This is a genomic window from Pacificibacter marinus (assembly GCF_900109555.1).
In the GTDB taxonomy this organism is placed as follows: domain Bacteria; phylum Pseudomonadota; class Alphaproteobacteria; order Rhodobacterales; family Rhodobacteraceae; genus Celeribacter; species Celeribacter marinus_C.
Genome location: NZ_FNZV01000008.1, coordinates 56853 through 71783, shown reverse-complemented (window position 1 = coordinate 71783; position 14931 = coordinate 56853). Strand labels below are relative to the sequence as shown.

Annotated in this window: 14 protein-coding genes; 12 read left to right on the top strand and 2 right to left on the bottom strand. The window is 53.4% G+C overall.

Going from position 1 to position 14931, the window contains the following annotated elements; genetic code table 11:
* Positions 1 to 65 precede the first annotated feature (65 nt).
* From BM025_RS11315 to BM025_RS11285, 7 genes are read left to right on the top strand one after another with little or no spacing between them, the layout of a single operon-like run.
* Positions 66 to 1796 carry a type I secretion system permease/ATPase gene (locus tag BM025_RS11315; RefSeq protein WP_085848123.1) on the top strand — a complete coding sequence of 577 codons (1731 nt, stop codon included), beginning with the start codon at positions 66 to 68 and terminating at the stop codon, positions 1794 to 1796.
* Entirely contained in the window at positions 1793 to 3172 is a 1380-nt protein-coding gene (locus BM025_RS11310) for an HlyD family type I secretion periplasmic adaptor subunit (protein WP_085848124.1), read from the top strand. The genes BM025_RS11315 and BM025_RS11310 overlap by 4 nt, the downstream gene beginning before the upstream one ends.
* Before the next feature lie 25 nt (positions 3173 to 3197).
* Entirely contained in the window at positions 3198 to 3662 is a 465-nt protein-coding gene (locus tag BM025_RS11305) for a RidA family protein (protein ID WP_085848125.1), read from the top strand.
* 3 nt (positions 3663 to 3665) lie between these two features.
* Positions 3666 to 4424, top strand: coding sequence for a glycerophosphodiester phosphodiesterase family protein (locus BM025_RS11300; protein WP_085848126.1), 759 nt, complete (start codon positions 3666 to 3668; stop codon positions 4422 to 4424).
* Positions 4425 to 4466: 42 nt separating this feature from the next.
* A complete protein-coding gene (locus tag BM025_RS11295) occupies positions 4467 to 5654 on the top strand; it encodes a GNAT family N-acetyltransferase (RefSeq protein ID WP_085848127.1) in 1188 nt (395 codons plus the stop codon).
* Positions 5647 to 5955, top strand: coding sequence for a 4a-hydroxytetrahydrobiopterin dehydratase (locus BM025_RS11290; RefSeq protein ID WP_085848128.1), 309 nt, complete (start codon positions 5647 to 5649; stop codon positions 5953 to 5955). The genes BM025_RS11295 and BM025_RS11290 overlap by 8 nt, the downstream gene beginning before the upstream one ends.
* Positions 5948 to 6796 (top strand): mechanosensitive ion channel family protein, encoded by an 849-nt coding sequence (locus tag BM025_RS11285; RefSeq protein WP_085848129.1) that lies wholly within the window; start codon positions 5948 to 5950, stop codon positions 6794 to 6796. Before BM025_RS11290 ends, BM025_RS11285 begins: the two co-directional genes overlap by 8 nt.
* A gap of 63 nt (positions 6797 to 6859) precedes the next feature.
* Here BM025_RS11285 and BM025_RS11280 read toward each other — a convergent pair whose 3' ends face one another.
* Entirely contained in the window at positions 6860 to 7348 is a 489-nt protein-coding gene (locus BM025_RS11280; protein ID WP_085848130.1) for a peroxiredoxin, read from the bottom strand.
* Positions 7349 to 7425: 77 nt separating this feature from the next.
* On the opposite strand from BM025_RS11280, the gene BM025_RS11275 reads away from it, so the two are divergent.
* From BM025_RS11275 to BM025_RS11255, 5 genes are all read left to right on the top strand, one after another.
* The gene (locus BM025_RS11275; RefSeq protein WP_085848131.1) at positions 7426 to 8643 is read left to right on the top strand and encodes an NAD(P)/FAD-dependent oxidoreductase; all 1218 of its coding nucleotides are present in this window, start codon (positions 7426 to 7428) and stop codon (positions 8641 to 8643) included.
* Positions 8643 to 9203, top strand: a complete 561-nt coding sequence (rsmD, locus tag BM025_RS11270; RefSeq protein WP_085848132.1) for a 16S rRNA (guanine(966)-N(2))-methyltransferase RsmD — start codon at positions 8643 to 8645, stop codon at positions 9201 to 9203. Before BM025_RS11275 ends, rsmD begins: the two co-directional genes overlap by 1 nt.
* Positions 9200 to 9850, top strand: coding sequence for an HAD family hydrolase (locus BM025_RS11265; RefSeq protein WP_085848133.1), 651 nt, complete (start codon positions 9200 to 9202; stop codon positions 9848 to 9850). Before rsmD ends, BM025_RS11265 begins: the two co-directional genes overlap by 4 nt.
* A gap of 217 nt (positions 9851 to 10067) precedes the next feature.
* Positions 10068 to 10886: an MOSC domain-containing protein gene (locus tag BM025_RS11260; protein WP_085848134.1), complete on the top strand. Its 819-nt coding sequence runs from the start codon at positions 10068 to 10070 to the stop codon at positions 10884 to 10886.
* Between the two features lie 102 nt (positions 10887 to 10988).
* Positions 10989 to 11261, top strand: coding sequence for a hypothetical protein (locus BM025_RS11255; protein ID WP_085848135.1), 273 nt, complete (start codon positions 10989 to 10991; stop codon positions 11259 to 11261).
* Here the strand turns inward: BM025_RS11255 and cobN are convergent.
* Positions 11253 to 14927: a cobaltochelatase subunit CobN gene (gene cobN / locus BM025_RS11250; RefSeq protein WP_085848136.1), complete on the bottom strand. Its 3675-nt coding sequence runs from the start codon at positions 14925 to 14927 to the stop codon at positions 11253 to 11255. The two genes, BM025_RS11255 and cobN, sit on opposite strands and share 9 nt — an antisense overlap.
* Between the last annotated feature and the right edge of the window lie 4 nt (positions 14928 to 14931).

The following is a 14931-nucleotide window of genomic DNA, read 5'->3' as shown; positions in this document are numbered from 1 at the left end:
ACGCGGACACCACTTAAACGTGGCAACTTTTCGCGAAAAACTAAAAATGTGAGCTAAGCACCCTGATGACGCAGGATCAGATACGCCAAGGTAAAGAAGAACTTACACAGATACGCAAGCGATCGCGTAACCTTTATATGGCAATTGGCGGCTTTTCGCTCTGCCTGAATGCTTTGATGCTGACTGGGCCGCTATTTATGTTGCAGGTCTATGATCGGGTTTTGGGATCTGGATCAGAGGCCACTTTGGTGGCGCTTTTTGCCATCGTTGGATTTATGTACCTGATGATGGGCCTGTTGGATGGGGTGCGCTCGCGTGTGCTCACGCGCATTGGGGCGCGGTTTCAATCCGATTTAGAAGAGCGCGTGTTTGTGGCATCGATGTGCAGTGCGTCGACTGGGCAGCACGACAGCGCCAGCCCTATGGATGATCTCAGTTCTATCCAACGCCTTTTGGCCTCGCCTGTGATGGCCGCCTTGTTTGATCTGCCATTTGTGCCGGTATTCTTGTTTGGCATCGCGGTGTTTCACCCGTTTTTAGGATACTTGGCTGTGGGGGGCGGTGCTGTTTTGGTGCTGGTTACGTTGCTGAACCGGACGGCGTCACGACATCCACAAGCGATTGCGGAACGTGCGGATGCGGTGTCTACCCAGATGGCAAGCCGTCTGGGCGCCGAAGCCGAAGCCATTCTATCTCTCGGCATGCAAGGTGCTGCGTTTCGCCGGTGGTTTCAAACGCGCAAAATAGCAATGGCTCACAGCGTTCAGGCGGCTGATATCACCATGACTTTTACGGCAATGTCCAAAGCGCTGCGGTTGTTTTTGCAATCTGCGATGTTGGCGTTGGGGGCGTGGCTGGTGTTGCAGCACGAAGTGTCGCCGGGGGCAATGATTGCCAGTTCCATCTTGCTTGGCCGTGCTTTGCAGCCTGTCGATTTAATGATCGGACAATGGAGCGCTGTGCAGCGCGCGCTTTTGGGGTGGTCTAATTTGGCCGAGCTTTTGGGCACGCAAACCCAAGATCCTCCGCGGATGCCTCTGCCGCGCCCGACTGCCGCCTTGAACGTTGCTTGCGCCACTGTGATACCTCCTGGACAAGCCCAAGCTGCGCTGCGTCTGGTGACATTCACAGCGCTGCCGGGCGAAGCGATCGGGGTTATTGGCCCATCAGGGTCTGGAAAATCAACACTTGCACGGGCTTTGACCAATGTTTGGGCGCCCTCTGGTGGCTCTATTCGGCTTGATGGTGCAAAGCTTGATCAATACGATCCTGATGTGTTGGGCAGCTATATCGGTTACTTGCCGCAACGGGTGCACCTTTTTGATGGAACCATCGCGGAAAATATCGCCAAATTAGCCGCACAACCGGATGCCGCTGCTGTCGTAGCTGCCGCGCAAAAGGCAGATGCCCATGCCATGATTCTGTCGTTGCCAAAGGGGTACGAGACACAGGTATCCTCGGCCGGTGGGATGTTGTCTGGGGGTCAATTGCAGCGCATTGGCCTTGCGCGGGCGTTCTACGGTTCGCCTGTTATTGTGATTTTGGATGAACCCAATTCAAATCTTGATAACGACGGGTCCGTCGCGCTGAATGCTGCTATTCGCCGTCACAAACAAGAGGGAGGCTCTGTATTGATCATGGCACACAGACCTTCTGCTATTCAAGAATGTGAAAAGTTACTGGTGCTCGACAAAGGTGCCCTGCGCGCTTTTGGTCCGCGTGATAAAGTGCTCAACGATGTGGTGCAAAACAGCCAAGATATTACGCGTAGAGTTGGACCAGGGGGCGTGCAATGATCCAAACGCTTCCAACACAAATCGACACATCTATCGGTACAGCACCTGTGCCAACACCCCAAACAGAGGGCGCAAGTGCCGTGCAAGCGTGGTCCGTTCGCGGGCCAATGTTGGTGGGACTTGCCTGTATCATTTTATTGTTTGGCGGCTTTGGCCTATGGTCTGTTCTTGCGCGTATCGACGGCGCTATCGTCGCATCGGGGCAAGTCCAAGTCGAACAAAACCGCCAAGTCGTGGCTCATCGCGATGGCGGTGAAGTGGCTGGCGTTTATGTGACCGAAGGCGACTTGGTCGAGGCTGGTCAACTTTTGCTCACGCTCAACGGGCGTGATATTGAAAGCAATTTGGCCATCACAGAAGGGCAATTGTTCGAAATGATGGCCCGTGCGGCGCGGCTGCAGGCCGAGCGTGATGGCACTGATACGATTGCGTTGCCTGACGAACTTTTAAGGCGCGGCACAGTTGACGCAGATGTGGCGCGCTTGATTGCTGGCCAACAAGATTTGTTCGTCGCGCGCCGGCTGACAGCGCAAAAGGAAATCGAACAGCTTGGCAAGCGGAGTATTCAAACCGCAGCTCAGATTGACGGGATCGTAGCACAGCGTGGCGCGCTTGAACGACAGTTGACCTTGATCGGTGAGGATTTGGAGTCTCAAGATGCTTTACTTAAACGGGGCCTGACCCAACAAAGCCGCGTGATTTCTTTGCGCCGTGAACAGGCCGACGTGACGGGGCAAATTGGCAGTCTTTTGGCATCCGAAGCGCAGGTGCGTTCCCAAGTCGCTGAAATAGATTTGCAAGTCTTCAAACTTGGCTCAGACCGCCGGGAACTAGCCATCACCACGCTGCGTGACATTCAAGCGCGTGGTTTAGAGTTGCGTCAACAACGCGCCAGTTTGTTAGAGCAATTAAAGCGCTTAGATGTGCGTGCGCCTGTTTCCGGCGTTGTCTATGATCTTGCGGTATTTGGTCCTGGTGCGGTGGTGACACCGGCTGCGCCTGTGCTTTATCTTGTGCCGCAAGACCGCCCTTTGGTCGTCGCATCTCGCATCAGCCCTATCCATGTTGATAAGGTCTATCCGGGGCAGCCTGTACGTTTGCGATTTTCCACCTTTGACAGTCGTACCACACCTGAGATAAACGGCTCTGTAACCAAAGTGTCGGCGGATGCATTTACCGATGATGCGGCTCAGACCAGTTATTACTTGGCGGAAATCCAGATAGACGAGGTGCAGCGCAGCTTGCTCCCCGCTGGATCTGTGCTAATTCCTGGTATGCCGGTTGAAACTTATATGTCGACAGGCGAACGTACGCCTTTGGCATATCTGACGAAACCATTACTGGATTACTTTGTGCGCGCCTTTCGCGAAGACTGAACATGACTGAGACTAGGATCGAAATATGACACACTCCATCGAAGCGAAACTGACCGAGCTTGGCCTATCTCTTCCCAGCGCACCTGCGCCGGCGGCCAATTATGTACCGTTTGTTCAGGCAGGGAACTTGGTGCATGTGTCTGGCCAAATCTCAAACGGACCTGACGGGTTGATCACTGGTAAGTTGGGTGTCGATCTGACAGTAGAACAAGGTGCTGCAGCTGCACGGACTTGTGCTTTGTCGCTTTTGGCGCAAGCGAAAGCTGCGACTGGCGGCGACCTTTCCAAGATCAAGCGTCTTGTCAAAATGGTTGGGTTCGTGAACTCTGGTCCAGACTTTATCGAGCAGCCAAAAGTGATCAACGGCGCGTCTGATTTGATGGTTGAGCTGATGGGTGACGCTGGCCGTCATGCACGCTCTGCCGTATCCGCGGCGTCATTGCCAATGGGTGTTTCTGTTGAAATCGAAGCTATTTTTGAGGTGGTTTGAGCTATGATAACCCTTCCCGATATTTTTCTTAAGTCGCCAATCGCGCACCGTGCTTTGCATGACGAAGCCAATGGGCGTGCCGAAAACAATTTCGCAGCCATTGATGCCGCGATTGAAAAAGGGTTCGGTATCGAAATCGATATCCAGCAAAGCAAAGACGGCCAAGCGATGGTGTTTCACGACTACCACCTTAATCGTTTGACCGAAGGCACCGGCCCTTTCGCGCAACACACGGCTGCTGAACTGCGCCGGTTGCGGTTCCGCTCTGGCGAGATTGGCGTACCAACACTTGCTGAGGTTCTGGATCACGTAAAGGGCCGTGTGCCTTTGCTGATCGAAATCAAAGATCAAGACGGAATCATGGGGCCTAATGTGGGCACGCTTGAGCGTGAAGTGGCGCGCGTGCTTACTGGCTACATTGGACCTGTCGCGTTGATGTCATTCAATCCGCACGCCATGGCAGTCATGGCCGAGGCTGCACCACAAATCCCGCGTGGGCTGACCACATGTGGTTACAAACCCCAAGACTGGCCGTTGCTTAAAGAAGCAACGCGGGCCTATTTGCGCAAAATTCCTGATTATGAGCGGATCGGTGCAAGTTTTGTGTCGCATCAGTGGACTGATTTGGCATCAGAACGAATCGAAGAGCTAAAAGAAGCAGGGGCTCGCATTTTAAGCTGGACGATTCGTACGGCTGCCGAAGCTGCTGAAGCGGCGCGCCATGCCGAAAATATTACCTTTGAAGGCTATGTTCCTGCTTGACGCCGTCAGCTCGCGGTACAGCTATAGGCGCAAGGGTGCGCTATGAATGATCAGGTCGAAATCTTTGTCAGTGGCAGTATTGCCGATTTTGACCCGCGCGAGTGGGATGCTTGTGCTGTGCGTTCTTTGCCAGGATCGTTACGACCGCTTGACCCTTTTACCACACACAGATTTCTGACCGCTTTGGAAGTGTCAGGTTCTGTTGGCGCTGGCACTGGTTGGGCTCCACGGTATTTGGGGGCGCGCCAAAATGATCAACTGATTGCCGTTGCTCCGCTGTATGCCAAGGGGCACTCCCAAGGTGAGTATGTTTTCGATTTTGCATGGGCGGAAGCGTTTGAGAACGCTGGGGGGGCTTACTACCCCAAACTGCAAATAGCTGTGCCGTTTACCCCAGCAACGGGGCGGCGTTTTTTATGTCGCGAAGGGTTCGATTCTGTCGGTCAATCCGCTTTGGTGCAGGGTGCTGTCCATGTGGCTAAGTCGCAAAGCCTGTCTTCTGTGCACATCACGTTTTGTACGGAAGATGAGGCAGCAGCAGGGCGCGAGATGGGATTGTTGCACCGGATCGGCCAGCAATTTCATTGGGAAAATCAGAGCTACGTTGATTTTGATGCGTTCCTTGCCCAATTGTCCGCGCGCAAACGCAAAGCCATCCGTAAGGAGCGCAAGCAAGCGCAAAGTTTTGGCGGCGAGATTGTGCAGTTGACGGGGCATGCTATTTTACCCGAGCACTGGGATGCCTTTTGGCAGTTTTATCAAAATACAGGGGCACGCAAATGGGGCACGCCCTATCTGACGCGAGCGTTTTTCGATTGCGTGCAAGAAACGCTGCGCGATGATGTGCTTTTGGTCTTGGCTTTGCGCGATGGCAATCCTGTGGCGGGGGCGTTAAATTTTATCGGTGGCGACACGTTGTTTGGCCGCTATTGGGGAAGCACCGAACACCACCCCTGTTTGCACTTTGAGCTGTGTTATTACCAAGCCATCGACTATGCGATCGCGCATGGGCTGCTGCGTGTTGAGGCCGGCGCACAGGGTGAGCACAAATTGGCACGGGGCTATTTGCCGACTACAACCCATTCGTTGCACTGGATTGAGGATGCAGGCTTTGCACGGGCAGTACAAGATTTCGTAGAGGCCGAGCACGACGCCGTTGACCGAGACACTGAAATTTTGACAAGCTACGGGCCATTTAAACGCACCAAGCAAGAGGATGATCATGACTGAGAGCCATTCCCAAAGCGATCTACTGGACCACAAAGACCTATTGGCGCATATGCCGAAAGGATGGACTTTGTCTGAAACCAAAGATGAGATGTCGAAAACCTTTGAGTTCGCAAATTTTGCATCGGCTTTTGGTTGGATGACCCATGTCGCATTGGTGTCTGAAAAGATGAACCACCATCCACAGATGCTTTACACTTACAGAATTGTTGAGGCCACGTTGACGACACATGACGCAGGCGGGCTGACGCAAAAAGATATCAAACTCGCACACACAATGAACGAGGCAGCCGGCCATGCTTGAACAAATACTGACTTACGAAATTTACCAAGACAAAACGCTTGGTGACGTTCTAACGCTTGAATTTTTACTTGGCGTTGGCGGGTCCGTTTTGGGCGCCATTCTTATGCTTTTGGCGGGGTTGTTGGTGTCGCGATGGGCGTCGCGCCGAATTCGCGCTGTAGGTTTGCGGTACGAAGCTCTGGACAGTACGTTGTTTAACTTTTTGGCCAACATCGTGCGGTACGCAATTTTGGCATTTACCATACTGTTTGTGCTCAACACTTTTGGCATCCAAACCACGTCGATTGTCGCACTGATCGGTGCGGCGGGTTTGGCCATCGGTTTGGCGCTGCAAGGTACGTTGTCCAATGTCGCAGCAGGGGTGATGATTGTCCTTTTCCGCCCCTTTAAGATCGGGGATTTTGTGGAACTGGCGGGCGTGTCGGGCACCGTCAAAGACATCACATTGAACTTTACCGAACTGGCCAACTTGTCGAATGTGCAAATCATCGTGCCTAACGCACAGGTTTGGGGCAACATCATCACCAACTATTCGACCAACGGCACACGCCGTGCAGAGTGGACGTTTGGTGTGAGTTATGATGCTGATTTGAAGCTGACTGAAGAGGTTATTCGCAAAACGATTATGAGTGATGCACGCTCAATGGTTGAACCAGAACCGTTTATCCAAGTGAACAATCTGGGTGATTTTTCTGTGGATTTCTTGGTGCGCGTTTGGGTGCCGTCAAGTGCGTATTTCCAATACCAAGCGGATATGAAGCGCTACGTAAAAGAAGCGCTCGACACGGCAGGGGTCGAAATTCCGTTCCCCACACGCACATTGCGCAACATCAAAGAATGAACAAAACGCCCGAAGGATTACCTTCGGGCGTTTTTATATAAACCTATAGAATTGCCGTTTGGCTCAAAGCGCGTCCAAAACGCTTTCACCAGCTGAGATATTGCATTCGCCTGCGTTGTCTTCGACTTGAAGCACTGTCACAACGCCGTTTTCGGCCACAAGTGCGTAACGTTGTGAACGGTTGATCAAGCCTGCTGGCGGTGCGGAAAACTCAAGGCCCAGCGCTTTGGTGAATTCGGATTGTGCATCGCCGAGCATCGCGATGCCTGCCGCAGAGGCACCAGTTGCTTCGCCCCAAGCGCCCATAACAAAGGGGTCGTTAACTGAAACGCAGATCACTTCGTCCACACCTTTGGCGGCCAAAGCATCCTTTGTGCGAATAAAGCTTGGGACATGTGCTGTTGAACATGTCCCTGTGTAGGCCCCAGGTAGGCCAAAGATCACAACTTTGCGTCCTGCAGTTTTTGTTCCAAGGTCAATGGCCTCTGGGCCGTCTGCCCCCATTGAGAGAAGTGTTGCTTTTGGTAGAGTGTCGCCGATTGAGATGGTCATGATACGTCCTCTTTATCTTTTCAATTCTGAAGTAAAAATATAGGGTCAATAATGAAATAGGCCAGAAGAGAAGTGATATGACCCACTATATTGTTGTTGGTGCAGGCCAAGCAGGTCAATCCATTGTAACCACATTGCGCGGACAAGGGTTTGAGGGGCAGATCACGTTGATCGGCGAAGAATCTGCCATTCCGTATCAGCGCCCCCCTTTGTCCAAAGCATACTTGCTTGGCGATATGGAATTGGACCGGCTGTATTTGCGCCCAACGCAGTACTACGTAGATGAAAACATTGATTTACGTATTTCGGCGCTGGTGACGGGCATCGACGCCGCCGCGAAAACGATCACGCTTGAAACCGGTGGCAACGTGGAAACGCTTCACTATGATGCTTTGGCTCTGACAACAGGGTCTGCCGCACGCCGATTGCCCGCTGCAATTGGTGGTGATCTGGACGGTGTCTACACAATGCGCAGTTTGGCGGATGCCGATGCTGTTGCGCCCGAGTTTGTTGCGGGCAAATCAGTTCTGATCGTTGGGGGCGGCTACATCGGGCTTGAAGCTGCTGCTGTTGCCGCGAAAAAGGGACTTAAAGTCACCTTGGTTGAAATGTCTGATCGCATCTTGCAACGCGTCGCCTCGCGCGAAACATCGGATTACTTTCGCACACTACATGAAAGCCATGGTGTGATTATTCGCGAGGGTGTCGGCCTCAATCGTTTAACGGGTGAGACGCGCGTGACGGGGGCTGAACTGTCTGATGGCAGTACGTTGGATGTTGATTTCGTCATTGTTGGGGTTGGCATTGTGCCAGGCACAGCTCTGGCCGAAGCCGCAGGTATCGCAGTGGACAATGGCATCAAAACAGACCTGTTTGCGCGCACATCTGATCCGTCGATTTATGCTGCGGGCGATTGTGCATCTTATCCGCAAAATGGGGTTCAGGTCCGATTGGAAAGCGTTGGGAATGCGATTGATCAAGGTGCAATTGTTGCCAAAAATATGCTGGGGCAAAATGTAGAATACACGCCTAAACCTTGGTTTTGGTCGGATCAATATGATGTAAAATTACAGATCGCGGGTCTGTCGATTGGGCATGACCAAGTTGTCGTGCGTGACGGCGCGGGTATGCGGTCGCATTGGTACTACAAAGACGGGAAACTTATTGCGATTGACGCAATGGGGGACACGCGTGGCTATATGGTGGCCAAGCGTTTGATTGAAAGTGGAAAGACAGCAGACACGATGGTGGTGGCCGATCCAAACGCTGATCTTAAAGCCTTGCTCAAAGTCTGATGCGGATTATTGCAGGGGAAAATCGTGGGGTGGCATTAAGCGCCGTGGGCAAGGGTGACGCAGGCGCGCATTTACGCCCCACCACAGACCGTGTGCGTGAAAGTCTATTCAACGTGCTTATTGGCGGTAAATACGGCGATGCAGTCACTGATGCGCGGGTGCTGGATTTGTTTGCGGGCACTGGCGCATTGGGGCTAGAAGCCTTGTCGCGTTCTGCGGAATGTGCGGTGTTTGTGGATGACGGGCGCAAGGCGCAAAGCCTGATTGAGGCCAATATCAAAATCTGCCGTGCGGGGGATCGCAGCACTTTGATGCGTATGGATGCCACGCGTTTGCCTGCCAATCCTGATGCGCCCTATGACTTGGTGTTTCTTGATCCGCCCTATGCAAAGGCGTTGGGCGAAAAAGCAATTGCCGCCGCGATATCTGGCAATTGGTTAACGCCGCGCGCTCTTGTGGTCTGGGAAGATTCCGCGCCCATCACGGTGCCAGAAGCACTGACGCTTTTAGACACGCGCCCATACGGCGATACAAAAATCAACTTTCTGGAGCCAAAATGACACGTCCAAAATTGGTAATTTTCGATTGTGATGGTGTTCTCGTAGACAGCGAGCCGCCCACCTTAGAGCTTTTGCGCGAAGAATTCGAACAGTGCGGGCTGTCTGTGACGATGCCCCATATCGAATCCGAATACGTTGGTATGACTATGGTCAACGTCGCCAAAAAAGCGCGCGCAGCGGGGGCAGATTTACCTGATGACTGGAAAGACAGCATCTATTTAAAAATGTTTGAGCGGTTGAAAAAGGGCGTGCCCTTAATTGACGGGATCGAAGGCGCTCTTGATGCACTGGATGCCGCGGGTATCCCGTATGCTGTTGGTTCGAATGGGCCGATGGCGAAAATGGACATCACGTTGGGTGCGCATCCTGCGTTTTTAGCCCGCCTCACGGGGCGCATTTTTTCGGCGCATGACTGTAAAGCTGGCAAGCCTGACCCTGAACTGTTTTTGAAAGCGGCAGCGTTTATGGGGGTCGCACCTGAGCACTGCGTTGTGGTCGATGACAGTCAGTCTGGCGTGATTGCTGGGCGGCGCGCAGGGATGCGCACTCTTGGTTTTGATACTTTTGGCGATGGTGCGCATTTGATCGCTGAAGGGGCTGAGCACTTGGCCTCTATGGACGATTTACCTGCGATGATCGGGCTGTAAGCGCCTTAGGAATAGGTCCAAGGTGCAGTTTTTACGCCGCGCTTTTCTGTTTTTGCGGACTTTTGTGACGTAGGGGCAGTCAATATGGCCATATAGGGGCGCTTTGATGCGTCGATCACATCACAACCGCCGACCTGTCTATTGCGACATGTGCCAAATACGTGACGAATCATTTATACTCTACAAACTAAAGTAAAAAATATATCCTGAGAGACATATGAAGCTGGCTCGCCTCACGAAATACCCGGTAAAAAGTATGACTGGATACGATCTTGCAATCGCCTATTTAGGTCGGCGAGGGATCGATGATGATCGTCGTTGGGCTGTTGTCTATAGTTCGGGAATTGCGGCCACTCGACGTGAACTGCCAGGATTGGCCAATCTTCACGCGGTGTGCACCGATGTAGGGATCAGTCTGTCTTGTGATGGCGAGCGCATTGATGTCCCTTGGCCCATCGGTGCGCCGACCACGGCCTATGTTTTTTCCACACAAATCGATGATGTACAGGATGCTGGAAATTACGCTGCACACTTCTTGTCGTCCGCGCTGGAACGTGAGGTGCGTTTGGTTTACATGCCAGACACCTGTGAGCGTTCTGTGTCGCGGGGCTATACAAAGACCCCCCATTCGACAGGGTTTGCCGATGGGTTCCCTTTGTTGATTTCCACCATGCCTTCGCTGTTAGCGCTTAATGCCGAACTGACATCCCCCGTTGAGATGCGTCGCTTTCGCCCAAATATTATGATCGATGGTGATTTTGAACCATGGGCCGAGGATGAGTGGCGTTTGATACGTATTGGGACTGCTGTTATGCGCATCGTAAAGCCGTGCGAACGCTGCGTGATGGTGACCCAAGATCCGACCACAGGCACGCAAACGGACCGATATGAACCTTTAGCGACACTCAAGCGCTTGCATCGTGCATCCAACGGCAAAGTTATCTTTGGCCAGAATGCTGTGATCGAAGTCGAAGGCACAATGAAGCTTGGCGACGAAGTTACGGTTTTGGAACGCGGAACGTCCAATCTAATCTAGGTTAATGTTTACTTAAGTATTGTGCGTAACAGTGTGAGAATGGGACAGGTTCATTGCGCTTTTTATGTGTTTTTCGTTCTCGCAGTATTGAGTGGCTGCGCAATGGACAGTCCTGCCTTGGGCTATTCTAGGGCAGGGCATGATGTTATCGAAATCTCTGGCAACACCTATAAAGTATATTCCGAAATCAATGGCGACCGGGTTGAGGCACACCGCGTCAACATGGTGTTCCCGCCGCCGTCACGCTTGCTTATTTTACAACAGGCGTATGAAGCAATTGTGCGCTCCACTGGTTGTGATGTTAAAAAGGGGTCTCTCGTCGGCGACCAAGCAATGGTCAAAGCCATTGTCGTCTGTCCTCCATCGCTAGAGTAAAGCTTCAAGTGCTGTACGGGCAGAGTTCGATCTAGGCCGCCATAGCCCACGATCCATTGCCTCTAAAAGTCGCTCTGCGATTTCTTTCAACGCGGGGGCATTGTGATCCTTAATGAAGTCTCGTGTGTCGTCGTCCTCAATAAAGGCCGTGTGAACCATGTCGAAATGATGGTCTTTGACCGCATGGGTCGTGGCTGAAAATGCAAACAAGTAATCTACAGTTGCGGCAATTTCGAATGCGCCTTTGTATCCGTGACGTTTGACGCCATCAATCCACTTTGGGTTCACGACTCGCGACCGCACGACACGGCCAATTTCTTCATCAAGCGTGCGAATGACAGGGCGTTCGGGACGGGAATGGTCGTTGTGATAAATAGGCCGTTCTTGGCCCTGTAATGCGGCCACAGCCGAGGCCGCGCCTCCTTCGAACTGATAGTAGTCGTCACTGTCTAAAAGGTCATGCTCGCGGTTATCTTGGTTGTGTACGATGGCTTCAACTTGCGACAGTCGCGCCTCAAATCCGGCGCGGTCTTTCACGCCTTCGCGCCCAGCGCCATAGGCATAGCCGCCCCATTCAAGATAGGCCTCACCTAGATCAGAACGGCCTTCCCACAGGCGCTCGTCAATCATCGCCTGCAAGCCAGCACCGTAAGCACCAGGTTTGGACCCAAACACCCGTGCCGTGCTTTCGCCCTCGCGCGTGCGCGCCGCAGCGGGGTTTTGATCGTCGGTTTCGTCAAGCTCTTGCACGGCCCGCGCAGCGCTATCGACCAGCGCTATCAGTTGCGGAAAGGCATCGCGGAAAAAACCAGACACGCGCAAGGTGACATCAACACGAGGCCTGCCCAAAACGCCCGCTGGCAGAATTTCAAATCCGGTCACACGGCGCGACATTTGATCCCATTTCGGTTTTACGCCCATCAGGGCCAAAGCCTGCGCAATGTCATCGCCACCCGTGCGCATATTGGCGGTGCCCCAAGCGGTCAACAACATCGCACGGGGCCAATCGCCGTGGTCTTGCAGGTGACGCTCGATCAACAGATTCGCGGATTTCCAGCCCAGCTTCCATGCGGTTTGCGTTGGCACCGCGCGGGCATCGACGGAAAAGAAATTCCGCCCTGTGGGCAGCACATCCATACGCCCGCGGGTTGGTGCGCCACTTGGGCCAGCCGGTACGAAACGGCCCGCAAGCCCCGTCAAAAGACCAGCGATCTCAGCAGGGCCACAGGCGGTGACCATTGGCAAAACAGTGTTGCGTAAGTGATCTAAAACAGTTTGCGACGCGGGCCCGATTGAGGCGCCTCTATTGTCCAAAAGATGTGCTGCATATAGCTCAAGCCGTTCAACTGTATCGCCCGTACTGCGCCAAATATCAGAGCCTAATTCGGCCAAAACACCAGCTTTAGAGCCTGTCCACGTCTGGGACATATCACAGTCCAGCGGGTCAAAATCAAAGTCAAAATCAGCAGCCAAAGCACGGATGAATGAAGCATCAGCCCCTTTGCCGTCGCCCCGTGGTACGCGCACCAATGCAAGTGCTAAATCGCGTGCCAAACGCCCCTCGGGGGCTTGACCAAAGATATGTAGACCATCGCGAATTTGGGCTTCTTTCAATTCACATAGATAGGCATCAAGCTTGGCAAAATCGCCGTCTTCATCGCCTGTCATGCCGATATCGCGGTCTAATCCTGTGACCGATGACATCGATAAAATTTCTTTGCGCAAGGCACTAATACGCCTTGGATCAACGCCTGAAGCCTCGAAATATTCATCCACCAAAGCTTCCAAATCGCGCAGTGGACCATAGGTTTCGGCGCGAGTCAGAGGCGGTGTCAGGTGGTCAATAATCACAGCTTGCGCACGCCGCTTGGCTTGGGTGCCTTCGCCGGGATCGTTGACGATAAACGGATAGAGATGCGGCATCGGGCCCATCACCGCTTCTGGCAGGCACTCTTCGGACAATGACGTCGCTTTTCCGGGGAGCCATTCCAGATTTCCGTGCTTGCCCATGTGAACCAACGCATGCGCGCCAAAAACACTGCGCAAATAGAAATAGAACGCGAGATAATTGTGCGGCGGCACCAAATCTGGCGCGTGATAGGTTTCAGTCGGATCGATGTTATAACCGCGTGCGGGTTGAATGCCGACGACCGCGTTGCCGTAAGTGAGAATGGACAGGGCAAAGGATTTTCCGTCAAAAAACGGATCCGTTTCGGGCTGCCCCCAACGGTCTTCGATTTGCGTGCGCACAGCTTGGGGCAGGGCGTCGTAAGACGTGCGATAGTCACTTAGCGTCAGTCGCTCTCCGCCACTGCGCTCTGCGCGATCTGTCAGCCAATTGGTTGGGCCAGCAAGAATACTTTGCATCAAAGCATCACTGTTCGCGGGGATATTTTCAACCGAGTACCCAGCGTTTTTAAGCGCGCCCAATGTGCCAACTGTGGCTGCAGGCGTGTCTAACCCAACGCCATTGGCAAGACGGCCATCTTTGTTGGGGTAGTTGGCAAGGATCAGAGCAACTTTGCGATCTGCTGTGTCACTGTGGCGCAACGCACACCAATTTGCAGTGAGGTCAGCGACGAAATTGATGCGATTTTCGTTCGCTTTATAGGTGGCTATTGGGCACTGGGTTGCTGTGTCAAAATAGGCCTCGCCCTTGAACGAAACGGCACGGGTCAACACGCGACCATCCACTTCGGGCAGGGCGACGTTCATAGCTATATCGCGGGCTGACAGACCTGTTGTGCCCGTTGCCCAAGCGTCTTCAGAGGACGATGATAAAACCACTTGAAACACGGGGGCGCCGTTGGCGAAACCTGCGGCGAGCGGATTTTGTCCGCCCGTGCCTTCAGGCGTGCCGACCGCGAAAGAGGTGCAGTTTAAGATTGCGCTGGGAGGGGCATCCTTGAAAAGGGTTTCGAGCGTTGCGACCGACACGGGGTCTTTGAGGGATGCCACAAAAATTGGCATCGGATTGAGACCTTTGGCACTGAGACTTTTCACCAGCCCGTTGATTGGCGCAAGGCCGGCCCCTTGGACCAAAGCGCGGTAAAATACGATGGGCACGACTGGGGCGTCTTTTGTCCAATCCGCGCGCAATGTGTCTAAGCGGGTTAGGCCCTGATCTGGCCAGTAAAGCCCTGAGCGCAGCAAAGGCTTGGCGCCTTCCGGCATTTCGCCGCCGTCTAAAAGTGCCTGCGCGTATAGTAAGAAATTGCGGGCATTGTCGGCGCCGCCTTCGGTCAAATAGGACCACAGCGCATGATAATGATCTGAGGATACGGTCGACAGCGCGGCAAGTTCAGCATCAGGTTTGTCATCGCCGGGCAGTAAAACTATTGGTACGCCAGCATCGTGCAGCCGCGCCGCGTATTGTTCCACGCCGTATTTCCAATACCCCGTGCCGCCCAAAACGCGGGCAATCACCAAACGCGATTTACAGGCGCAGTCATCAAGATGCAGATCGACCGACATCGGATGACGCAGATGCATCATGGAAGCAAGGCGTAGGTTGGGTGCATCTTTCAGGTTGGCGTGTGCTTCGGACAAAAGCGCAAGTTCAGTGTCCGCCGCAGAAATCACCACGATATCCGCAGGGGATTGGCTTAGATCGACGGCTTCCGTGCCGTCATCAACGGAACCAGCGGTGGCGGCAAGAAGGTGCATGGGC

What these genes read in the sequence shown, in the direction of transcription:
- BM025_RS11315 (WP_085848123.1), top strand. Translation starts at nt 66, where the DNA reads ATGACGCAGGATCAGATACGCCAAGGTAAAGAAGAACTTACACAGATA.
- BM025_RS11310 (WP_085848124.1), top strand. Translation starts at nt 1,793, where the DNA reads ATGATCCAAACGCTTCCAACACAAATCGACACATCTATCGGTACAGCA.
- BM025_RS11305 (WP_085848125.1), top strand. Translation starts at nt 3,198, where the DNA reads ATGACACACTCCATCGAAGCGAAACTGACCGAGCTTGGCCTATCTCTT.
- BM025_RS11300 (WP_085848126.1), top strand. Translation starts at nt 3,666, where the DNA reads ATGATAACCCTTCCCGATATTTTTCTTAAGTCGCCAATCGCGCACCGT.
- BM025_RS11295 (WP_085848127.1), top strand. Translation starts at nt 4,467, where the DNA reads ATGAATGATCAGGTCGAAATCTTTGTCAGTGGCAGTATTGCCGATTTT.
- BM025_RS11290 (WP_085848128.1), top strand. Translation starts at nt 5,647, where the DNA reads ATGACTGAGAGCCATTCCCAAAGCGATCTACTGGACCACAAAGACCTA.
- BM025_RS11285 (WP_085848129.1), top strand. Translation starts at nt 5,948, where the DNA reads ATGCTTGAACAAATACTGACTTACGAAATTTACCAAGACAAAACGCTT.
- BM025_RS11280 (WP_085848130.1), bottom strand. Translation starts at nt 7,348, where the DNA reads ATGACCATCTCAATCGGCGACACTCTACCAAAAGCAACACTTCTCTCA.
- BM025_RS11275 (WP_085848131.1), top strand. Translation starts at nt 7,426, where the DNA reads ATGACCCACTATATTGTTGTTGGTGCAGGCCAAGCAGGTCAATCCATT.
- rsmD (WP_085848132.1), top strand. Translation starts at nt 8,643, where the DNA reads ATGCGGATTATTGCAGGGGAAAATCGTGGGGTGGCATTAAGCGCCGTG.
- BM025_RS11265 (WP_085848133.1), top strand. Translation starts at nt 9,200, where the DNA reads ATGACACGTCCAAAATTGGTAATTTTCGATTGTGATGGTGTTCTCGTA.
- BM025_RS11260 (WP_085848134.1), top strand. Translation starts at nt 10,068, where the DNA reads ATGAAGCTGGCTCGCCTCACGAAATACCCGGTAAAAAGTATGACTGGA.
- BM025_RS11255 (WP_085848135.1), top strand. Translation starts at nt 10,989, where the DNA reads ATGGACAGTCCTGCCTTGGGCTATTCTAGGGCAGGGCATGATGTTATC.
- cobN (WP_085848136.1), bottom strand. Translation starts at nt 14,927, where the DNA reads ATGCACCTTCTTGCCGCCACCGCTGGTTCCGTTGATGACGGCACGGAA.